This window comes from Actinospongiicola halichondriae (assembly GCF_049103745.1).
GTDB classification, from domain to species: Bacteria; Actinomycetota; Acidimicrobiia; order Acidimicrobiales; family Salinilacustritrichaceae; genus Salinilacustrithrix; species Salinilacustrithrix halichondriae.
In genome coordinates this window covers 3,967,210-3,988,476 of the sequence record NZ_CP171622.1, presented here as the reverse complement: position 1 = coordinate 3,988,476, position 21,267 = coordinate 3,967,210, and the positions used below count along the sequence as shown (strand labels likewise).

Annotated in this window: 13 protein-coding genes; 6 read left to right on the top strand and 7 right to left on the bottom strand. The window is 69.8% G+C overall.

Features of this window, described 5'->3' with window-relative positions; all coding sequences use genetic code 11:
• Positions 1–209 precede the first annotated feature (209 nt).
• Positions 210–6,419 (top strand): CARDB domain-containing protein, encoded by a 6,210-nt coding sequence (locus AB8619_RS19720; RefSeq protein WP_436794333.1) that lies wholly within the window; start codon positions 210–212, stop codon positions 6,417–6,419.
• Here the strand turns inward: AB8619_RS19720 and AB8619_RS19715 are convergent.
• The 4 genes from AB8619_RS19715 to tpx form a co-directional block, all read right to left on the bottom strand.
• On the bottom strand, positions 6,394–10,110 hold the full coding sequence (locus tag AB8619_RS19715) for an AAA family ATPase (RefSeq protein WP_436794332.1): 3,717 nt from the start codon (positions 10,108–10,110) through the stop codon (positions 6,394–6,396). The two genes, AB8619_RS19720 and AB8619_RS19715, sit on opposite strands and share 26 nt — an antisense overlap.
• Before the next feature lie 183 nt (positions 10,111–10,293).
• Positions 10,294–11,496 (bottom strand): M20 metallopeptidase family protein, encoded by a 1,203-nt coding sequence (locus AB8619_RS19710; protein ID WP_436794331.1) that lies wholly within the window; start codon positions 11,494–11,496, stop codon positions 10,294–10,296.
• An 87-nt stretch (positions 11,497–11,583) separates the two neighbouring features.
• On the bottom strand, positions 11,584–12,564 hold the full coding sequence (locus tag AB8619_RS19705) for a patatin-like phospholipase family protein (protein ID WP_436794330.1): 981 nt from the start codon (positions 12,562–12,564) through the stop codon (positions 11,584–11,586).
• Between the two features lie 3 nt (positions 12,565–12,567).
• Complete coding sequence (gene tpx / locus AB8619_RS19700) at positions 12,568–13,065, bottom strand: thiol peroxidase (RefSeq protein ID WP_436794329.1); 498 nt, start codon at positions 13,063–13,065, stop codon at positions 12,568–12,570.
• Positions 13,066–13,177: 112 nt separating this feature from the next.
• On the opposite strand from tpx, the gene AB8619_RS19695 reads away from it, so the two are divergent.
• Positions 13,178–14,638, top strand: coding sequence for an MFS transporter (locus tag AB8619_RS19695; RefSeq protein WP_436794328.1), 1,461 nt, complete (start codon positions 13,178–13,180; stop codon positions 14,636–14,638).
• Positions 14,639–14,651: 13 nt separating this feature from the next.
• Here AB8619_RS19695 and AB8619_RS19690 read toward each other — a convergent pair whose 3' ends face one another.
• Both AB8619_RS19690 and AB8619_RS19685 read right to left on the bottom strand, forming a co-directional pair.
• Positions 14,652–15,422: an enoyl-CoA hydratase/isomerase family protein gene (locus tag AB8619_RS19690; RefSeq protein ID WP_436794327.1), complete on the bottom strand. Its 771-nt coding sequence runs from the start codon at positions 15,420–15,422 to the stop codon at positions 14,652–14,654.
• Entirely contained in the window at positions 15,419–16,948 is a 1,530-nt protein-coding gene (locus AB8619_RS19685; RefSeq protein WP_436794326.1) for an alpha-amylase family glycosyl hydrolase, read from the bottom strand. Before AB8619_RS19685 ends, AB8619_RS19690 begins: the two co-directional genes overlap by 4 nt.
• Before the next feature lie 41 nt (positions 16,949–16,989).
• Between AB8619_RS19685 and AB8619_RS19680 the strand changes: the two genes are divergently transcribed.
• From AB8619_RS19680 to AB8619_RS19665, 4 genes are read left to right on the top strand one after another with little or no spacing between them, the layout of a single operon-like run.
• Entirely contained in the window at positions 16,990–17,466 is a 477-nt protein-coding gene (locus AB8619_RS19680; protein WP_436794325.1) for a hypothetical protein, read from the top strand.
• A complete protein-coding gene (locus AB8619_RS19675) occupies positions 17,463–18,533 on the top strand; it encodes an HTTM domain-containing protein (protein WP_436794324.1) in 1,071 nt (356 codons plus the stop codon). Before AB8619_RS19680 ends, AB8619_RS19675 begins: the two co-directional genes overlap by 4 nt.
• Positions 18,530–19,678, top strand: a complete 1,149-nt coding sequence (locus tag AB8619_RS19670) for a hypothetical protein (protein WP_436794323.1) — start codon at positions 18,530–18,532, stop codon at positions 19,676–19,678. The genes AB8619_RS19675 and AB8619_RS19670 overlap by 4 nt, the downstream gene beginning before the upstream one ends.
• Positions 19,679–19,732: 54 nt before the next feature.
• A complete protein-coding gene (locus tag AB8619_RS19665; RefSeq protein WP_436794322.1) occupies positions 19,733–20,275 on the top strand; it encodes a hypothetical protein in 543 nt (180 codons plus the stop codon).
• A gap of 6 nt (positions 20,276–20,281) precedes the next feature.
• On the opposite strand, the gene gluQRS is transcribed toward AB8619_RS19665, so the two are convergent.
• The gene (gluQRS, locus tag AB8619_RS19660) at positions 20,282–21,205 is read right to left on the bottom strand and encodes a tRNA glutamyl-Q(34) synthetase GluQRS (RefSeq protein WP_436794321.1); all 924 of its coding nucleotides are present in this window, start codon (positions 21,203–21,205) and stop codon (positions 20,282–20,284) included.
• Between the last annotated feature and the right edge of the window lie 62 nt (positions 21,206–21,267).

Here is a 21,267-nt window from a genome sequence, read left to right as displayed (position 1 = left end):
TCGGGGGCCGACGCTGAGGACGTCGAGTTCGGGTTGCGGGTGGAGAGCGGCACCGAGACAACTGTCACGCCCCATGCCGCCGCGATCTGGGGGATACTGGAGTCCGATTCGCACCAATTGCCATGACACATGGGGTCGTCGTGGTCGAGTCGACAGCTGGGAACGTCGGAGCCTCGCGCCCGATGCAGACGGGCAGGGGGGAACAACCGATGTCGCAACGCAGGAATCGGGCCAGAAGTGTGTGGACGGGGCACCTGTGGGTGCTGGCGCTCCTGAGCACGGCCCTCGCGGTCGTGCCCGCGGCAACGCCAGTGGCGGCGCAGGAAGCACCCGGACGCCACCTCGACCAACAACTGGCCAACGACGCGTACCCCGCCGACGGCGAACGCCAGACGTGCAGCACGACCGAGTATCCCGGGCGGCGATCCCTGCTCGGCGGCACCCCCGAGAGCCAGACGTTCCGCGCATCGCGAAGTGATCTGGTCGAGATCGATGTCTGCCTGACCGCCAACTTCACCAGCTCCTTCAGCGTCGCCATCTACGCATCCGACGACAACGGGGTCCCCGAGGGCGATGCGATCGGACGCGGCGAAGGAACCGCCACCCGAGACGCAGGCAGCGAGAGCCGCTTCGAAACGGTCTCGTTCGGGACCGATCTCGGGTTGACGCCCGGCGAGCGCTACGTACTCCAACTCGAAGGGCCCGGTGGCTCCGGTCGGCCGTCTGTACTGGTGATGCAGTGGCGCGCCACCTGCACGGCCCAGCCGATCTTCGGAGGCTGCGCAGCCGACTCGCCCGTCGACCAGTATCCCGACGGGAACGCCATCGGCTATCCGGCACGCACCGACTTCGCCTTCCGCACCTGGACGTCGACGACGGCGGACCTCGAGGGCTCGCTGCTCGATGCTCCGCGCCATCTGTGCCGCACCCGTCCGTTCGACGCAGCCATCCGAGTGACCAACGACGGCACCGCCTCGGTCCGCGCATCGACCGCGCACGTCGACGTGATCGGCGGCAGTTCCACGGCGGACGCAACCGGTCCGGTCGAGATCCCACCGCTCGGCCCCGGTGCGAGCACCCGGATCCCCATCTCGCTCCTCCTCGACGCCGATGACCTGGGTGACCACGATGGCCGGGTCGTCCTCCGGCTCACCGTCGACGACACCGACGTCGTGGTCGAGACCGACGAGAGCGACAACACCGCGGACACTGCGGCCAAGCTCACCGGATGCGACGAGGCGTCGATCAGCGCGATCGACCTGGCTGCAGCATCGCCGGTGGGAACCACCGGGGTGGACCAGGTCCCGATCCACGACCTGCCGTTCGCGACGATGTCGTTCGGAACGACCGGGATCGAGGCCAACGGCTTCCAACACAACGGGTTCCAACACAACGGGTTCCAGCACAACGGGTTCCAACACAATCCGTTGCTCGGAGGGACGCTCTCCGAGAACGGGTTCCAGCACAACCCCGCCGATCCCAACCAGCGGCACACCGGTGCGGCGAACACCACCTCGTTCCTCTACGGCGCGCCACTCTCGGTGCTCGACGACATCGACCTCACGAGCGTCGACCTCATCCGCGAGGGCGGCTGGACGGCCGTCTTCCGAACCCATGGCGACGTGGTCCGCGCCCAGGGCGGGAGCACGCCGCTCGACCACGTGCCGCTCAACGATCTGTCGCTCCTCGACGCGATGACGTTGGACCCTGCGCCCGTTCCCGCGATCACCTTCGCCGAACTCGACATCGCCGACAGCGGACTCGCCGCCCTCACCTGGGCCTCCGTCGCGACCGGCGCGACACCGCTCGACGGCCTCCCGATCGGCATGCCGTGGTGCGATCTCCTCGCAGCCAACGGCATCGACTGCGCAACCAACGACATCGACACCTCGGTCGACACGCTCGTCACCGTGAACCTGCTCGGCCTCGACATGGACCGCGTGCCGTTCGGCGAACTGACGCTCGATCGGGTCGCGCTGCATCCGGACTCGCCCCTGGCCGCTGCCCCGCTGTACACCGGCTCGACGCTGCCGGGCTTCGACGCACGACGCACCAGTTGGGCCGACGTCGCCGTCGGCAGCGACGGCTTCGGGGGTGTCGTCCGTTGCGACACCGGACTCTGCGACGGCACTGCCACGTTGGCCGAGGTCTCTGCCGCAAACGCCTTCGAACCCGGCGCCCACTTCCGCGACCTGGTGGCCGCCCTCCCCACCGACGTCCTCGCCGCCGCCGATCTCGGCACCGCGATCCTCGGCATGGTCCACACCATCGGGTCGCTCCCGCTCGAGTCTGCGGACCTCGACAGTGTCCTGCTCGGCTCGATCGCGCAGGACGGGCCCCGAACGACCTACGCGCTGACCGTCACCGCTGATGACCTCCATGCGTCGCTCGTCGACCCCACACTGTCGATCACCCTCCCACCCGACTTCGCCGTGGTCGCCGAGACCGCGACGCTGGATGCCGGCGACGAACTCGCCGTCCTCGGAACCCCGACGATCGACACCGGCGTGGCCGACGGGTTCCGCCAACAGATCGTGCGCTGGTCCACCGATCTCCATGTACCGCACGGCGATTCGGTCACCCTGACGGTCGAGGCCGTCAACGCACGAACCATCGGCCTGCACCGGGCCATCGGCCGTGTCGACGGCACCGACCTGGTGGGCGTCCACACGGCATCAACCGAGCCGACGGCACCCGTCGCGCTCGAGCAAGCCCACGAGCCCGACGGCTCCGCCGACCCCGACGCCGACTACCCGACCTTGGTCGAGGACAGCCTGTTCGTGTCGCACATCGCCGAACCAGGCGACGTCGACGTCGTGAAGATCCCGGTGCCCACGCAGCCGGGTTCGGAAGTCCGCCTCGTCCTCAGCCAGATGGAAGGCGACTACGACCTGGCGGTGAGTGGCGCCACCGTCGATGCCATCGCTTCCAGCGGTTTCCAACACAACGGGTTCCAGCACAACGGATTCCAACACAACGGATTCCAACACAACGGGTTCCAGCACAACCCGGCGATCCCGTCGGAGAGCGCTCAGTGGGAAGCGAACGGCGCTTCGAACTCGTCGCCACAGCCCCTCCAGGACGTTCCGCTCGACACCCCCGTCCTCCGCGAACACGGGCTTCGAGCGGTCAGCATCGAGCGAGGCGCCGGCACCACCGAGTCGATCGATCTCGTCTCCCGCGAAGGCGAATCGGGCTTCTACTTCGTGCAGGTCTCGGGCTTCAACGGCGACGCCGGTCCCGATCCCTTCGTGTTGCGCTATCACGTCGTCCACCCCGAACAGGTCCACCTCGGCGAGTGCCAGGCCGCGCCGTTCACGGCCGACCCGGCGGACGCAGGAGAACTCCCTGATCCGGAGGCGATCGATCCGTCGACGAACACGTTGTATCTCATGGCCCCCGAGCGCATGGACGCACGCTTCGACGGTGCCGGGACACAGTCGGTCCTCGATCAGATCGACGCGGTGGACGCCGCCGACGTCGACGTCAACGGACTCGTCGTCCCCGTCGGCGCCGACCCCGAGGTCGCTGCGGCCTACGCGGCATGGGATGCAGATCGGTGCAGTCCCGCCGCGGCCAACCGAGTGGCGTTCGAGATCCGCGACCTGGTGATGGACTACCGGGATCAGGTCGACATCGACCACATCGTGGTCATCGGCGACGACGACCAGATCCCCTTCACCCGCCTGCGCGACGACGCCGCCATCGGGAACGAGCGCACCTTCGTCTCGGCCATCGTCGCCGAGATGGGGATCGCAGACGTCGACGGCGATCCGAGCAACGGTCTCCAGCCCGCGAACGGGACGCCGTTGACGTCTGCGCTCCTCCAAGGTCTGTTCCTGGCCGACACGCCGATGGCCTCGTCGCAGGCCGCGGAGTGGCTCGACGCCGCCTACTGGCTCCCCGACGCGGCGATCGGCCGACTGGTCGGCGAACCCGAGACCATGGTCGAAGCAATGCAGCAGTTCATCGAGAGCGACGGCGAACTCGATCCCACAGTGCTCGACCCGACGGCCACTGCGGTCACGGGCTACGACCACTTGGCCGATGGTGCCGAAGCCGTCGCCGATGCCCTGGATGCGAACCTGACCCCGTCGGCTCGCAGGCTCATCTCCGAGGACCACAGCCGCAGCGACATCGAGGACCTGCTCACGTTCGATGCCGACGACCGCGATGCCGTGGTCAGCCTCAACGGCCACTCCGACCAGTCACGCTTCCTGCCGGCGCTGGGCAACAGCACTGGCGAGCAGGACGACCTGCTCGAGGCGACCGACCTCGGCGGGCTCCCGTTGGGCAGCCTCGTGCTGTCGATGGGCTGCCACTTCGGCCTCGACCTGCCGACCCCGGCCAACGGCGAGATCGTCGACTGGGCCGACGCAGTGGCGGCCAACCAGGGCATCCTGCTCGCCGACACCGGCTACAACTACGGCGACACCGAGACCGTCGGCGCCGGCGAGCTGTACATGCAGGTGTTCGCCCAGCATCTCGACGGCACCAGCTCGGTCGGCGAAGCCGCCTCGGCGACCGTCACCGAGCTCTTCGCCCGGGACAAGGGCCAGAGCAGCGAGGTCTTCAAGTCGATCCAGGGTGTCGTGACCTATGGCCTCCCGATGTACCGCATCCACACGTCCGACGAGGCAACTGCCCCCACGATCCCGGAGTCGGCGCCGGCCACGACAGACACGGCGGCGACCGCCGACCTCGACGTCCATCTCACGGTGCTGGAGGGCACGCAGAGTTGCCCGCCAGGCGAGACGTGCTTGCGGCGGGTGGCCTCCGGTCGCGGTGACGGCGAGTACTACACGGCCGAGGGGCCCGACAGCTTCGGGACGGTCACGGCGGCAGGTGAACCCATCGGACCGCGGCTGTCGATCGACGTCAGCCACCTGGTCCCACCGGGGCATCGCGCCCACGGCGCCACGGTCCGCAGTCGGACGACCGGCGTCGACCTGGCCGACTTCGATCCCGTGTTCGCGTCGCCGGCACTGCGAGACCATGCCGGCTCCACCGAACCCCAGGCCTCGGACACCGTGTACCCGCTCCGCACGGTCGAGGTCGACACCGATGTGACATCGGGTCGCACCTACCTGACGGTGCTGCCATGGGCGTTCCGCGCGACCGGTGAGGACGACGCGGGGAGGATCGTCGGCAACCTCCGCCTCGACAGCGAACTGACGATCCGCCTGATGACCTCCACCGACGACGGGTTCGCCCGGCCTGGCGTGGAGACCTGGTCGGCGCGCCGCCAGGGCTCGGGCGTGGCGTTCGACGTGGCCGTCCGGCCCGGCGACGGTGAACCGGCCGTCGGTGTGAGTGCCTTGTACCGCGACCAGTTCGGGACCTGGCGACGATCGGACCTTGTCACTGGCGACGGCGGAACCACCTGGGCAGGCGTCGGACCGCTCCCGGGAACCGACGACACTCCGATCGAGGTTGCGATCGACGTCTGGACTGCCAGCGGCAACCATGCCCACAGCGCCAACAAGGGCGACCTCGTCCCGATCGTGAACCCGTCCGAGCTCTCGCACGAGCTGCACAGCGACGCCGTGGGCGAGAACGGTTGGTTCCGTGGGCCGGTGACCGTCGAGTTCCCCGACGGTCCCGACTACGAGCGGCGGAGCGGCCCGGACTCGCCGTTCGAGCCCTTCCCCGGCAACTCGTTCACCGTCGACACCGACGGCATCCACCGCTTCGAGGTGCGTACGAGCGACGGGGCCCAGACCGCGACGGGGATCGTCGTCGCCATCGACACGGCGGCACCCGAGATCGTCATCGAGAGCCCGGTCGACGGCGCCACCTACGCCCACGACGCCGAGATCGTCGCCGACTTCGTGTGCGCCGACCGCGGACCCTCGGGTCTCGCGACGTGCGCTGGCGACGCCGACGCCGGTGCGACGCTGGAGCCCGGGCCCGGCACCCACACGTTCTCGGTCACGACGACCGACAGTGCCGGCAACACCGGATCGGCATCCGTGTCGTTCACGGTCGAGGAGGCGCCCATCGACTTCGTCGGGTTCTACTGGCCGGTCGACAACACCGCATGGAACCGCGTCGAGGTCGAGTCGGATCGTGACGCCGACGATCCATGGGGTCGTGTCGTTCCCTTCGTCTGGCGGCTCTACCGCGATGGCGTGTGGCAGTCGGATCCCGGTCTCATCGCGGACACCGAGTGGCAGCGCGTGACCTGTGCGGTCCGCCAGGAGGACGCGATCCCGGACGGCTCATCGCCAGTGCACGCCGCGTCGTGGGACGGAGGCGGCGTCTGGACCTGGTCGCGCTACCGGCTGCAGGGGTACAACGCGGCCGTGCCCGACTCGTTCTACTCGTCCTGTCATCGGTTCGATCTGACCCTGGTCGACGGGACGATCCACCACGCCTACTTCCAGTTCGTGGTCAAGGCTCCGGCGAAGCGGAGCTGACGCTCCCCAGCGCGAGAACCAGGGGGTCGACCTCGAGGGCGAGACGCTCCCGGACCTCGTCGACACCGGCGCGCAGCGTCGATGCCATCGACGGATCAGCCGCTTCGAGGAACCACGCGCGGGCTGCGTCGATCAGCGCCACCTCGTAGCCGACACCGGAACGGTCCGCCTGCGTTCGCGCGGCGCGGAGTTCGTGCTCGGCCGATGTCGTGTCGCCGGACAGACCCAAGGCCGAGCCGCGTGTGCGAGCAGCCCCGACGGTCTTCGGGGAGCCATCGGACTCACCGAGGACCTGACCCGCGAGCTCGACTGCATCGTCGAGTCGACGCTCGAACAACGCCAACTCGGCCTGGCGCGCCAGGATCTCGAGCCGAACGCCCCCGAGTTGCGCCTCGTTCGCCGCATCGGTGGCGAGCGCGAAGACCCGATGCGACTCGTCGAACGCTCCCGCCCGAGCATGGAGTCGGGCCAGGTAGCAGGCAGTGTTGGCCACACCCACCAGGAAGCTGGAGGCCTCGAAGACGACGAGGCCGCGCTCGAGCGCCTCGCGTCCAGCGTCGAAGCGACCCTGGTCGGACAGGACCTCACCCAGGTTCGCCGACGCGATGGCGGCACCGACCTCGTCGCCGGCTGCGGCTTTCAGCTCGCGCGCCGATGCGTAGTGGCGCACGACATCGGACCAGTCACGCGACGCGTAGTGCAGCCAGACGCCGGCATCGAGATGCACGTTGGCCTGGCCGATCAGGTCACCGGTCTGGGCATAGAGCTCGAGTGCACGGGCGCGCGGTCCCGCTGCCTCGGGATCGTTCCCGAGCGCCCACGCGAGCGCGAAGTTCGCACGGGCGCGCAGTTCGGGCGCACCGAGGTGGTCGGCCTGTTCGACCAGCTCTCGGATGAGTTCGACGACCGAACGACTGCGGCCCTGGAGGAGCCGCACCTCGGCCTTGCGCAGCCGCACGCGAACTGCGAGGAGTTGGTCGTCGGGATCGGGGCGACCGGTCAACGCCCGCTCCGCACGGCCGTACCAGCGCAGTGCCTGTGTCAGACGTCCCGCGCGCTCGCGCACGATGCCCGTTCGATGCCACAGCGAGGGAGCGTCTGCGTCAGGGGTGAGGCGGCGCGCCCGCTCGTACGCATCGGCGGCGGCGGGGTAGTTGCCCAGCACCTCGAGGACGTCACCGAGTTCGGCCCAGGCGATCGCACGATCGGTCGGCGCGATCGTCTGGTCGTGACGGGCGTCCTCCAGCCCCCACCGCAGGAACCTCGCTGCGTCGGCGAGCGCGTGGCTCCCCTTGGCGCGAGCGGCGGCGACACGGTTGTGCTCCCACGATCGACGATGCATCCCCGCTCGGTGGTAGTGGAGGGCGAGGAGCTCCGCGACCTCCTCGGTGCGGCCCGCGTGACGGGTCTCGATCACTCGTCCAGCGACCTCGTGCAGCTCGCGACGGCGACGGTACGGCAGTCCCGTGTAGGCCACCTCGCGATACAGGTCGTGCTCGAAGACGTATTGACCCGAGGGGTCGCGTGCGACGAAGGCCTCGAGCACGTCGACGTCGGCGTCGGTGATCTCCTCGCCGGTGATCGAACGCAACAGCTCCAGGTCGAACGACGAACCGAGCAGCGCCGCTCGGCGGAGGAGGTCTCGGTGCCGAGGGTCGAGCCGGTCGATACGAGCGGCGATCAACCGCTCGACGGAGTCCGGGACCTCGTCGCCGGTGTGCGCGTACGCGAGCAGCTCCTCCAGGAACAGCGGGTTCCCCTGCGAGCGGTCCGCGAGGTCGCGCGCCACGTCGAGCGTCACCAACCCGCGCGCTGCGGCCTGGTGGGCCAGCGATTCGACGGCATCATCTCCCAGCGGGGCGAGGTCGATCACCTCGTCGGCGACGCTGCCGAACGTCGTTGAACGAGACGTCAGGACCATCATCCACCCGGTCGATGGCACGACCACCGATGCGAGGTGCTCGACCAACCCACGTGAGGCGTCGTCGATCCAGTGGACGTCCTCGATCCGCAGGATCGCCTCATCGGGAAGGAGGTCCACCAGCAGATCGCCCACCGCCGTCCGCAGGCGCCGCCCGCGGTAGCGCGGATCGAGGTCGCGCTCGGCCGGCGAGGGTTCGATGTCGATGTCGACGACCGTCCCGATCAACGAAGCCCAGGGCACCGACTCCGGGGCACGGTCTCGCAGACGAGCCAGCACGACGTCGGCGTCGGCGTCGGGGTCGAGGTCGAGCACGAACCGCAACAGCCCGCGGAACGGGAAGTACGGCGTTCCCGACTCGTAGGTGGTGCATCCTCCGTACCGCAGACGGCGCTGCGGGTGCCGCTCGCGGAGCTCCTCGAGCAGACGCGACTTGCCGATGCCCGGCGGCCCGGTCACCTCGACCACACGCCCGCGCTCCCGGGTTGCCTCGAGCAGTTCTTCGAGCAGGGAGAGTTCTCGCTGTCGACCCGCCAAGGGAAGCCGGAGACCGTCGGTGAACTGCTGCCCACGGGGCTGACCCACCACGGCCGCCTCGATCGGCTGCGACTTGCCCTTGACCAGGAACGGCACGACGGGAGACGAATCGAAGCGGGATCGGGTTCGCTCGAGGAGTTCGAGCGTCGCGAGGACCTCGCCGTCGCCTGCCTGGTAGGCCAGCCGCGCCGCCAGGTTCACCGTGTCGCCCATGACGGTGTAGGTCAGCCGGTACGGGGGACCGACCACGCCGGCGAACAACGGGCCCGGGTTCACACCGACCCGCACCGCCAACGCCGAGGGCTCCGCGGTGACCGCCCGAGCGACCCGCAGGATCCGCTCGCCGTCGTCGTCGTGGCCGACCGGAGCTCCGGCGACGAGGATCAGCTTTCCCCCGTTGGGGGCGACGTCGGAGCCGAGGAACGCGATGTCGTGCTCGTCGCACACGGTGGCGGTCCGGGTCACGAGGTCGTCGAGGGCCGCTGCGCAAGCGTCCGCACCGTTTCGCTCGAGCAGATCGTCGGTGCCGTCGAAGGCGAGGAACGCCACCACGGCCTGTCGGTGCTCTGCTCCCTCGCCACCGGCCTCGAGGAAGCGGCGTACGGCCGTCGGCAGGGCGCGCGAAGCCCGCGACCGATCCTTGTCACCGAACGAGCTCGCCGACACGCCGGCGGCGGCGGGCGTCCCCGTGAGCAGGCACCCGCCGGAGCGGCCGGGCACGACGAGATCCGGATCGAGGTGCGCGGCCAGTTCGCGCGAGATCATGACCTCACCGCTCTCTGCCGTACCTTCGAGCTCGACCACGCGACTCGCTTCCGGCCCGGCCACGAGGAGCTCCTGGTGGCTGTCGCCGACGAGGAAGAAGTCGAACGCCCCGCAGTGGGCGCCCACCGTCATCCCGAGCCGGACCTTGCCCGCCATCGACTCGAGTTCACCCAGACCGAGGAGCTCCCGACGCATGCCGTCGGCCGAGTTCGCCGCGCGTGCCTCGTGGCCCGGACCGACGAAGAGGAGCAGCAGTGCGTCGCCACCGAACTTCAGCAGGCTTCCATCGTTGTCGTACGCGACGGCGAGCAGACGGGCGAAGACCTCCTGCAGCAGGTCCGTGATCGCTTCGGCACCGACGCGCCCGAACGCGGCGAGGCGTTCGGACAGCGCCGTGAAGCCGGAGATGTCGACGAAGACCATCGACGAGTCGATGCGACGGTGCGCAACGCCCGGGGTGTCGCTCACCCAGTCGAGAGTCAGGCGCGGGACGAAGGGACGGAGATCGATTCCCGCTGTTGCCGACCCCGCGAACTCTGTCGCCACGCCAACCCCTTTCCGGGGTCAACGGTACCGAAACTGCTCACACAACCGACCGGAAAGCCGCGAAAGGGAAGGAGGGTGCGTCTCCGCCCGAGCCCGCCGGACGGATCAGGGGGCGGCGCACTCGTCGAGCGCAACGGCCGCGTACAACGCCGTCCCGACCGCCATCGCGTCTTCATGGATGATCATGCGGTTCGAGTGGTTGGGCGCCGACTCGGCCAGCGGGATGTCGGGTGGGCAGGTGCCGAGGAACGCCATGGCACCGGGGACCTGCTGGAGGACGTAGCTCCAGTCCTCAGCCCCCATCACCGGGTCGGGCATCTCCATCGCCTGGTCGCCCACGAGCCGTCCCGCGACGTCGAGCACCCATGCCGCCGCATCGGCGTCGTTGATGGTCACGGGGTAGCCGTCGGTCTGGACGTCGAGCGTCGCCGTCGCGCCGTGTGCGAGGGCGATGTGCGTGGCGATGCGCTCCATCTCGGCGATGACCAACGCTCGGCTCTTCTCCGACACCGAACGGATGGTGCCCGCCATCATCGCCGTCTCCGGGATGACGTTCGTCGTCGTACCGGCCCGGATCTTGGCCACGGTCACGACTGCGGGATTGAACGCCTCGACCTTGCGCGTGATCATCGTCTGGAAAGCACCGACCATCTCGCATGCGATCGGGATGGGGTCGACGGCGAAGTGCGGCATCGAGGCGTGGCCGCCCTTGCCGGTGACCGTGAGCTCGAAGAAGTCGGCCGATGCGAGCAGCGGTCCGGGCTTGGTGCCGACGAAGCCCGACGGCGCCGATGTCGACTGGTGGATGGCGAAGGCCCGGGTGACGTTGCGGCCATCGAGCAGACCTTCGTCGATCATGACCTTGGCGCCGGCGAATCCTTCCTCGCCCGGCTGGAACATGAAGACGACCTTGCCGGTGAGCTCGTCGCGGCGGCCGGCCAGGACCTTGGCCGAACTGGCGAGCATCGCAGTGTGCGCGTCGTGTCCACAGGCATGCATGGCGCCGTCGATCTCCGACGCGTACGGGAGTCCCGTGTCCTCGGGCATCGGCAGCGCGTCCATGTCGCCGCGCAGGAGCATCGTCGGGCCCGGCGTGCCGGAGTCCAGGGTGGCGACGACCCACGAGCACTCGTCGCCGGTCTCGATCTCGAGATCGAGACCGTCGATGGCCTCGAGCACCGTGGCCTGCGTCTCCGGGAGGTGCAACCCCAGCTCGGGGCGGCGGTGCATGCGCCGGCGGTACTCGACCGTCTCGGGAAGCAGTTCGTTCGCCTCGGCGAGGAGGCCGTCCATCGATGCCGTGCTCATGGTCCGGACCCTAGGCCCACCACGAACTCGACGTCCTGAGCGTCGGCCCCCAACGACGAGGACGTCGAGTTTCGGGGTTGGGTGGGGTCAGGCGATCCCGAGGGCGGCGAGACGGTCGGCCACGCCATCGGTCGCCAGGTAGGCCGACACCGACTCGTGGGCGATGCGACCGATGTCGGCCCGCCGGGACGGGTCCATCGAGTTGGGGCCGATGGCGTCGACCACGGCGGCGTCGGGTTGGAGGACCAGCACCGGGGTCCCGTCGGCTCGGATCGCTCGCAGCTCGCGTTCGAGGGTCTGTCGGTGGAGTGCTCGTCCTCCGGTCCACTTGGGTCGGCGGAGGGCCTCGGTCGTGCCCGACATCGGACTGGAGACCACGACGGCGTCGAAGCCGAGTCCGGCGACGAGGTCGGCGTTGGTCGGCGAGTGTGCGCCACCGTCGACGTAGAGATCGCCGTCGTGTTCGACCGGGGCGAAGAACGCGGGGATGGCCGACGACGCCTCGACCGCAGTGGCGATGTGCGCGTCGTCGACATCACGGCCGAACACGACACGCTCGCCGTCGGAGAGTCGGACAGCGCAGACCCAGGTCGGTCGCTCGGGCCAGGGGAGGTCGTGGGTGTTGCGGATGCGGTCACCGATGAACGCGGTCGACGCGCGCCCGGCAGGGAGCAGCCCGGCGGCCAGCTTCATCGGGCGGAGCCGCCATGGCGCCGCGAGCGAACGCAGCGCCATCGCCGGCGACGCCGGGATCGGGATGCGCCCACCGATCTCGGGCATCGGGATGTCGGCCGGCGGCCCGGCCTTCGCCGCGTAGCCGGCGCCGATCGGGCTCATCGGTTCGCCCAGCGTCCCGGCCAGGAGGTCGTGTGACGGGACGCCGAGGCGGAGGATGCTGGCGGTTCCCGAACCCGCCGACGTGCCGACGATCAGATCCGAGACGCGGGCGTCCCACCCGAGGTCGGCCAACGCGGTGAGGGCGGCGGCGTGCCAGGCCGCCCCGGCGATCCCACCCGCGCCGAGGACGAGCCCGATCGAACGCCTGGACGACCTCGACGCGCGGGCCATGGACTACGCCAGGGCGCTGATGGCAGCGTCGTAGTCGGGTTCGTCGGCGATCTCGGGGACGAGTTCGGTGTGGAGGACGGTGCCGTCGCCGTCGACGACCACCACCGCTCGCGCTGCGACACCGGCGAGGGGTCCGTCAGTCATCCGCACGCCGTAGTCGTCGAGGAAGCTGCCCCGGAACGTCGAGCCGGTCATCACGTTGTCGATGCCCTCGGCGCCGCAGAAGCGACCGGCGGCGAAGGGAAGGTCTGCGGACACGCAGAGGACCGACGTGTTGTCGAGGCCGGCGGCGCGTTCGTTGAACGTCCGGACCGAGGTGGCGCACGTCGGGGTGTCGACGCTCGGGAAGATGTTGAGGATGACCCGTTGGCCGGACAGGTCGCCGGACGTCACCGGCGAGAGGTCGGACTTCACCAGGTCGAACTCGGGCGCCTTGGAGCCGGGTGCCGGCAGGTCGCCACTGGTGTTGATGGGGTTTCCACGGAGTGCGGTCTGTGCCATGGGGCGTTTCTACCGCAGAATCCGGCCAGCGCGACCGGCAGAACGGGGCCGACGACGTGACATCCGTCCGTCGGATAATGAACGTTACGGCCACGCCGGTATGGTCGATCCGGTGCCCGACGCCACCAGCGCCATCGCCGCCAAGCGGCACGACGTCCAGGAGCGACTGACCGCTTCCGGCCGCTATCCCCGCTGGGTGCTCCTCACCGCCCTGACCGGCATGTTCGCCACCACCTTCCCGGTGACGCTGCTCGCGGTCAGCCTGCCGACCATCGCCGACGACTTCGACGCCAGCGAGACGCTGATCGCGTGGGTCATCTCGGGACCGCTGCTCGCCAGCGCCGTGGCACTCCCGATCCTCGGCAAGCTCGGCGATCTCTACGGCCATCGCCGCGTGTTCCTGACCGGCTTCACCATCTCGACCATCGTCACCGCGTTCACCGTCGTCGCCTGGGACCCGTACTCGCTCATCGCCATGCGCGGCCTGGCGGTCGTGATCGGTGCCGCCACCATCCCGTCGTCGATGGCGCTCATCAACAGCGTCCACGCACCCACCGAGCGGGCCAAGGCCATGGGCTGGTGGTCGCTCGTGGCCGCAGGCTCCCCCGCCATCGGTCTCGTCATCGGCGGACCGCTCATCGATGCCGTCGGGTGGCGACCCATGTTCGGCATCCAGGCGGCCCTGTCGATCGTGCCGGTGATCACCGCGTTCCTCGTGCTGCGCGAGACGACCCGTCGGACCGACGTCGGTTTCGACGTACTCGGTGCGCTGACCCTCGCTCTCGGCGCCGGCGGACTGATGCTCGCACTCAACCAGGCCCCCGACCGCGGACTCGATGGGTTCGTCGTCACGGCGATCACGGTCGGCGTGCTCGGCCTCGCGGCCTTCGTCTACGTCGAGTCGCGCGTGGCCTTCCCACTGCTGCCGCTGTCGTTCTTCCGGCGCCGCAACTTCACGGCCTCGTTGCTCGCTGCCCTGTTCTCTGGCGCGGCGTACATGGGCGGTTTCATCCTCGCTCCCCTGCTGTTGCAGTCGGTCTTCGCGTTCTCGGTGTCGACCACGTCGTTGGTGATGCTGGTTCGCCCTCTGTCGTTCTCGGCCACGTCGCCCGTCGGAGGGTCCGTCGCGACGCGCATCGGCGAGCGGCCCGTGGCCATGTTCGGCTCCCTCGCGATCGCGGTCGCGCTGCTCCTCCTCGGTGTGGGCGCCCGGGCCGAGATGGTGCTGCTCGTCGTCTTCGCCCTCGTCCTCCAGGGCATCGGCAACGGCACCGCTCAACCGACCATCACCGCGACGCTGTCGAACTCCGTGGACGAAGCCGACCTCGGGATCGCCGCTGCGGCCCAGCGCATGACGTTCCAGGTCGGATCGGCGATGGGCATCACCGTGCTGACGTCGATCTACGGCGGGACGGAGAAGGCGGCCGACTTCTTCACCGCCTACCTGGTGGGTGCCGGCCTCGGCGTCGCCGCCCTCGTGTTCGCCAGCTTCGTGGAGTCGACTCCACGAGCGGTCGAGGACGAGCTGCACGACATCGAAGAACAGAACGTCCCCGTCACCGCCACCGATTGACGACCGGGGACGACTACGAGCGACGCCGCTGGTCGTAGTCGGCGGCAGCGCTACGACCCTCGGGTTCGCGGAACGACCACTGGAGGGCGTCGGGGTCGGCCCAACCCGCCACCATCGCCGGCGTGGTGCGGCCGATCGCCGCGGTGAGTGCTCGGGTCATGGCCAGCGGTCCCGCCGGCATGTCGGTCAGCTCGGCGACGCACTGCGCGACCGCCCCGTCCAGTTCCTCCCGCGCGACGACCCGCTGGGCGAACCCCGACCGAAGGAGTTCGTCGGCTGCGACCGAACGCCCGGTCATGACCCAGTCACGTGTGAGCGGCAGGCCGATCTCGCGGACGAGGAGGGGGACGCCGGCCCACGTCAGCGGGATGCCGATGGCCAGCTCGGGGATCTTCACGACGGTGTCGTCGGACGCGACACGGATGTCGCACGCGGCAGCCAACAACGCCGCGCCACCGATCACGTGGCTGTGCAGCCGAGCGACCGTGGCCTGCGGGATCCGGCCGAACTGGTCGAGCAGACGCTGCCAGTTGCCGGTCCGGTGGCGGCGCGTGGCCCAGTCGACGTCGAGGTCGGCGTAGGCGCCGCCCCCGAGGTCGGCGCCGGCCGAGAACGCCCGCCCCGCCCCTTCGAGCACGACCACACGCGTGTCGGGGTCGTCCTCCAACGCCGTCAGCGCGTCGGCGAGCCCGAGGCGCACCGACTCGTCGAGCGCATTGAGCTTCTCGGGTCGGTCCAGGGTCAGCGTGACCACCGGCCCTTCGGTCGTGACCGTGACGCTCATGGCCGGACCACCAGGGCCGCTCCGCCAGGAAGGTGACCGTCGAACGTCCCGGACGTCGCTCCGGCTGCCGACACGACGAGCTCGCCCGACGCCTCGATCTCGGCCACGTCGTCGCTGAAGTTGACGTGCACCATCCGCTGGTCGTCGTCCGACACGCGCCGGAACGACAACACCTCCGGGTGGAGATCCAGGAGTTCGAGGGAGCCGGCCTGCAGAGCCGGGGAGGCACGCCGGGCAGCGAGGACCGAGCGGTACAGGTCGAACATCGTGACCTCTCCGGCCTTCTGGGCCTCGGCGTTGCGGATGCCGGCATCAGGTGGGAACGGCAACCACGCATCCGGCCCCCAGCCGTGACCAGGGTCGCCCACCCAGGGGATCGGCGCGCGACAACCGTCGCGGCCGCCGGGGTCGACCACGCGGTCCTCGGGGATCTCGGCGTCCTCGAGCCCGAGCTCCTCGCCTGCGTAGAGGAACGGTGTCCCCCGCAACGTCAACAGCAGGACGGCGGCGGCCCGGGCACGGGATTCGTAGCCCCCGAAGCGGGTCCGGTGCCGAGGGTTGTCGTGGTTCGAGAGCACGTACGACGGCCATCGTGGACCGTCGTGGGGATAGGCCGCCTCGGTCGACGTGATCAGGTCGAACCAGGCCGAGCGTTCCCAGGGCGCCCACACCGACGCGAAGTTGACGCTGCAGTGCACCCCGTCGCCGTCGCCCTGGTACGACGCCTGCAGTTCGACGTCGCCGGTGACGATCTCGCCGATGACGAACGTGTCGCCGGCTGCGTCGACGGTGTCGCGGATCCGGCGGATCAGCGGCATGGCGGTCTCGTGATGGGTCAGCACGACGTGCGGCAACCCGACGATCGAGTCGGGGACGTCGCGCGGCTCGGGGTCCTTGCCGATCGCGTTCAGCACGTCCATGCGGAATCCGTCGACGCCACGGTCGAGCCAGAAGCGGAGCACGTCGTGCTGCGCCGCCTCGGCGTCGGGGTTCTCCCAGTTGACGTCGGGCTGTTCAGGCAGGAACAGGTGCAGGTAGTACTGCCCGGTCGACTCGTCGAACTCCCAGGCCGACTCGTCGGTGAACGACGCCGTCCAGTTGGTCGGCGGTCCGCCGTCGGGCTTCGGGTCGGCCCAGATGAACCAGTCGCGCTTCGCGGACGCTCGGTCCGAACGAGCCTCGACGAACCACGGGTGATCGCTCGACACGTGGTTGGGCACGAAGTCGACGATCACCTTGATGCCGCGGTCGTGGAGTCCGACGAGGACCCGATCGAAGTCGTCGAGGTCGCCGAAGACCGGATCGACCGCGCAGTGATCGCTGATGTCGTAGCCGTAGTCACGCATCGGCGACTCGTAGAACGGCGACAACCAGACGGCGTCGATCCCGAGATCGACGAGATGGTCGAGGTGCGACGCGATGCCCGCCAGATCGCCCACGCCGTCGCCGTTCCCGTCGGCGAAGGATCGGGGATAGATCTGGTAGAAGACCGCGGTCTTCCACCATGGCTGGTCGGAGGTCGGCACAGCGGGAACCTATCCACTGCGTCGCGCGTCACACTGCGGAGGTGGAGGTGACCGGGGCACCGAGGATCGAGCGTCCGCGTTGGCGAGCCAGGCTCGTCCGCGGCGTGTTCGCCGCGGTGCTGCTCGCGCAAGCGGTCCTGCTGGTGCGCAGCTACGACGACCCGCACAACTTCTTCGGGTTCCAGCCCTTCAACGAGTCGTCGACCTGGCAGGCCGACGTCGTGCGGGTCACCGTCGACGGCCGACGCATCCCCATCGACGAACCGTGGCCGGGCGGCTACGACTGGGACGAGCTCGTGGGGTGGGGCGTCGTCCAGCACCCGGAACGCACCAAGCACGCGTACTCCGGCCTCGACGCCTCACTCGACTTCTTCGCCGAATCGCTCGACTGGGTCGCCGACCACACGCCCGGCGACACCGAGACGCTCTATCTCGAGGCCGACGTGACCGGCTTCCGCAACACCCGCGGCCCCGAGCGACGCACGCTGCGCAGCGACGACCGAGAGGAGGCGCGGTGACGCTCATCGCGCCGACGACCGTCGACGACGTGTTCGACGAGCCCGGCTCGATCCGGTCGATGGCCGTCCTGCGCATCGTCCTCGCGCCGGTCGTGGTCGTGCACCTGTGGCCGTTCCTCGTCGACGCCGTGACCGGCGAGACCTACCTCGACCACTTCAACGAACCGTGGTTCACGTTCCTCCCCCAGGTCCCCGGCGTGGTGCAGGTGGTCCTCGTGTGGGTCGGAGCGATCGCTGCGGTGGCGATGGGCGTCGGCTGGCACGTCCGCCTCGCGGCGCCCCTCACCACGTTCTGCGTGGCCGCCAACTTCTTCCTGTCGCAGACCCACTTCCGCCACAACCGGGCGTTCCTGCTCATCCTGCTGACCGCCGTCGCGCTCTCCGACAGCGGACGGGTCTTGTCACTCGACGCGCGCCGTGATCCTCCCCGCGACGACCGCTCCACGCTGTGGCCCCTGTGGCTGGTCCGGATCGTGGCGTCATCGGTGTACCTGGCGTCCGGCTTCTCCAAGCTGATCGACCCCGACTGGTCGGGCGGCCTCGTCCTCTGGGACCGGGCCGTGCGTCACCAACACCTCGTGGCGACGCGCGTTCCCGAGCCGATCGCCGGATGGGTCGTCGACGTCGTCACCCAGCGCTGGGTCCACACCGTCACCTCGCCCATGGCCGTGGCGATGGAGCTGTTCATCGGCGTCGGCCTGTGGTTCGGCCGCACCCGCATCCCCGCGGTCTGGGTGGCGGTGTTGTTCCATCTCTCCATCGAACTCTCCGCCTCGGTCGAGGTCTTCAGCCTGGCGGCGATCGCCGCGCTCGCGATCTGGGCGACGCCGTCGACCCGCGACCGGGTGGTGGTCGTCCCCGACGAACGCACGGCGCGACGGATCCGTCGACTGGACTGGTTGGCCCGCTTCGACGTCCGGGTACAGCCCGGTACGACCGAGCGATTGACCGAGCGCGACGGCAGCACGCGCTCGGGGCGCGATGCTCTCCGGATGGTCTGGACCCGTCTGCCGCTGACGTTCTTCGTCGCGGCACCGGTCGCGTTCGTCCGGAACCGGTCGCGATGAGCGCGTCGAGACGGCTTCGGCGCTCGCTGTTGGCGTGGACGGTCGGTGCCGCCGTGCTCCGCGTGACCTTCTGGGCACCAGAGGTGTGTCCACCGCTGACATCGACCGGTGCACGGGCGACGGCGGTCGCCGCCGGCGACTGGATCGTCGCCAACCAGGAGCCGAGCGGCCACTACCTCTACGGGTGGAACCGTGACGACGCGACCTCGGCCGACGACTACAACCTGGTCCGTCACGCCGGTGTCACCATGAGCCTCTACCAACTCACGCGGGCCGGAGAGATCGACTACCTCGACCCGGCCGACCGCGGCCTGGAGTGGATGCTCGACCGTCTCGAACCGGCGGGCGACGGCCTGGCGTTCACCGAGAGCGCCAGCGCCAAGCTCGGAGCGAGCGCGCTGCTCGCGGTCTCGCTCGCGCAGCGGCGACTCGCCACCGACGACACCTCGTACGACGAGACGCTGCTGGCCGTGACCCGGTTCCTCGCCGGCCAGCAACGCTCCGACGGCTCGATGCTCAACCGCTACGACATCGAGCAGCAGGCACCCGTCCCCGACGAGACCTCGGTGTACGCGACGGGCGAAGCGCTCTGGGCGATGGCCTTGGTGCACGAGGCGTTCCCGCTCGAGGGCTACCGGGCGCCGGCCATCTCGACCCTCGACTACCTCACGACACAGCGCGACGTCGACGAGGACTTCTTCCCCCAGCCCTGGCCCGACCAGTGGGCCGCGTACTCGCTGGCCGAGATGGTCGAGTGGGGCCTCGAGGACCACCACATCGACTACGCCCGTGGTCTCCTCCACCGCTACGCCTCGTTCGTCCGCTTCGACGCCCAACGCGGGACGTCGTACGGATCGTTGACCCACGGACCTGCGCCGCGCGGGTCGGGGTTCGGCACGTGGATCGAAGGCCTGGCCGCGCTGCAGACCATGACCGAGGTCGATGCTCGCATGGCCGACCTGTCCGACGGCGCCGGCGAGGCACTGGCCTGTGGCGCCGCCCGCCTCGCCGCCGATCAGGTCCCGGCCACGTCGTCGACCCCACCACAGGAGGCCGGTGCGTGGTTCTACGACGACTTCACCCGCATGGACGACCAACAACACGCTGCGTCGGGGATGCTCGGCGCCGAGCCCGTGCTGCCATGATCCGTCCTGCGATGATCGCCCGCCCCCCGAAGCCCTCCCGGAGTTGAGTTCTCGTTGATCGCTGCCATCATCGCCTTCGTCGCCGCGTGCAACCCGGCCGCCGCGCTGGTCGCCCTGGCCCACGACCGCCGCACCGACCGACCGCTCCCCGTGATCGCCGGCGCCACCGCCGCGCTGACGACGCTCGTCCTCGCCGCCGCCGCCTCGCAGTCGATCCTCGACGCGCTCGACGTGAACCTCGGCACCTTCCGCGTGGGTGCCGGTGCCGTCCTCGTGGCCGCCGGCCTCCGCTGGCTCTTCGCCGGAGCGCCCCGCGATGCCATCGAACCCGAGACCGACCTGCGCCTCGCCGGCTTCGTGGCGTTCCCCACCCTGTTCACCCCGGCGGCAGCCGTGCTCGCGATCTCCGCCGGCGCCGAGGAGGGCACGCTCACGGTGCTCGTGGCGGCCGGCATCTCGATCGTGCTGGGAGCGACCGGCGTCTACCTGCGTCGCTCGGTCCCCGTCGCGTTGGCGACGGCCGGTGTCCGTCTCATCGGCGCGGGGACGATCATCGTCGGCGCCGGACTCATCGTCGACGGCCTGCGCACGCTCTGATCCCGGTCAGCCGCTGGTCGGGTCGAACACCCACGGCTGGGTCGGCACGGCGTCGGGGTCGAAGCGTTCGAGCAGCGTCGCTGCCGTGACCTCGTCGCGATCCCCCGCCAGGCCGATGGACGCACCGAGGACACCGAGCAGACGAGCCGCCGACCACCCCTCGGCTTCGAGCTCGGCCCGGGTCACGGAGCCGTGGCGCTTCGCGAGTCGTTCCCCGTCGGGTCCGAGCACCAGCGGAACGTGGGCGTAGGCCGGGGTCGGGAGACCGAGCACGCCGTGGAGCCACACCTGGCGAGGCGTGCCCTCGAGCAGGTCGTCGCCGCGCACGACCTCGGCGATCCCCTGCGCAGCGTCGTCGACGACGACCGCGACGTTGTACGCCGGCACGCCGTCGCCACGACGGACCACGAAGTCGTCGACCAGACCCGTGTGGCTGCCGTGGAGGCGGTCGACGATCGTGATCTCGGCCAGGTCGGCTCGGACCCGCAACGCAGGTCCGCGATCCGTCCGTCGCTCCGCCCGTCCGGCGCGCTCGTCGTCGGTCAGGTCGCGACACGTCCCCGGGTACGCGCCTTCCGGGAGCGGGCCGTGCGCTGCGGCGACGGCCTCGGCCACCTCACGGCGCGAGCAGAAGCACGGATAGAGGAGTCCGTCGTCGTCGAGTCGTTGCACCGCCGCCTCGTGCCGCTCCCGGACCGCAGGGTCGGACTGGCGGATGATGTCGCCGTCGTGATCGAGGCCGAGCGCAACGAGGTCGGCGAGATGTGACTCGACGTGTGCCTCGCGGCTCGCCACCGGATCGAGATCCTCGACCCGGACGAGGAACCGGCCGCCGTCGACCCGCGCGAAGAGCCATGCCAGCAACGCGGTGCGCAGGTTCCCGACGTGGAGGGGACCGGTCGGGCTGGGGGCAAAACGACCATCGGCCACGTCGCATGCTCGCGCGACGTGGCCGATGGTCTCCGTTCTTCGCCGGGGTCCTCAGGACTCCC